Origin of the sequence: Bacillus haikouensis (assembly GCF_013179555.1) — a bacterium.
In the GTDB taxonomy this organism is placed as follows: Bacteria; Bacillota; Bacilli; order Bacillales; family Bacillaceae_B; genus Rossellomorea; species Rossellomorea haikouensis_A.
The window spans coordinates 1-790 of sequence record NZ_JABMCR010000593.1 but is presented as its reverse complement, the minus strand read 5'-3'; the positions used below and the strand labels follow the sequence as shown (position 1 = coordinate 790).

Annotated in this window: 4 tRNA genes and 1 rRNA gene; all 5 read left to right on the top strand. The window is 48.4% G+C overall.

From position 1 onward, the window contains the following. Positions 1-295: 295 nt before the first annotated feature. The 5 genes from rrf to HP456_RS24515 all read left to right on the top strand — a co-directional run bounded on the left by rrf (position 296) and on the right by HP456_RS24515 (position 783). A 5S ribosomal RNA gene (gene rrf, locus HP456_RS24535) occupies positions 296-412 on the top strand. Positions 413-421: 9 nt separating this feature from the next. Next, positions 422-496 (top strand) — tRNA-Asn (locus HP456_RS24530). A 2-nt stretch (positions 497-498) separates the two neighbouring features. Continuing rightward, positions 499-571, top strand: a tRNA-Thr gene (locus HP456_RS24525). A 21-nt stretch (positions 572-592) separates the two neighbouring features. Then, positions 593-667 (top strand) — tRNA-Glu (locus tag HP456_RS24520). 40 nt (positions 668-707) lie between these two features. After that, positions 708-783 (top strand) — tRNA-Val (locus tag HP456_RS24515). The last annotated feature ends 7 nt before the right edge of the window (positions 784-790 follow it).

The window sequence follows — 790 nt, the reverse complement described above, 5'->3', positions numbered from 1 at the left end:
ACATGTGGAGCTGACTGATACTAATCGATCGAGGACTTAACCAAACGAAAAAGCGGAGGCGGCTCGTTCAGAGACGACAAGCATTTTCGGGGCAAGCAGAGGAGGGTGTACTTCCCTCAGCTGATTGATTCGGAAATGACCTCGAGTCTCTAGCCGCCGGAGCTGGATTAATACGATACCGGTATACTTGATATCAATTCTTTATCTAGTTTTCAGGGAATAAATTTTTTCAAATTTACCCTTGAAATTCATTGAAAATATTATATAATAATATTTGTCATTGTAAGCAATATTGTCTGGTGACTATGGCGAAGAGGTCACACCCGTTCCCATGCCGAACACGGAAGTTAAGCTCTTCAGCGCCGATGGTAGTTGGGGGCTCTCCCCCTGTGAGAGTAGGACGTCGCCAGGCTAAAATCATTCCGCAGTAGCTCAGTGGTAGAGCTATCGGCTGTTAACCGATCGGTCGCAAGTTCGAATCTTGCCTGCGGAGCCATTGCTTCCATAGCTCAGCAGGTAGAGTGCTTCCATGGTAAGGAAGAGGTCACCGGTTCGAGCCCGGTTGGAAGCTTTTATTTTTTATAGACAGACTGGCCCATTGGTCAAGCGGTTAAGACACCGCCCTTTCACGGCGGTAACACGGGTTCGAATCCCGTATGGGTCACCACCTTTTTCGCTGATGCGAAAATCACTTGCACTTACATACCGGAGGATTAGCTCAGCTGGGAGAGCATCTGCCTTACAAGCAGAGGGTCGGCGGTTCGATCCCGTCATCCTCCACCATAGATTT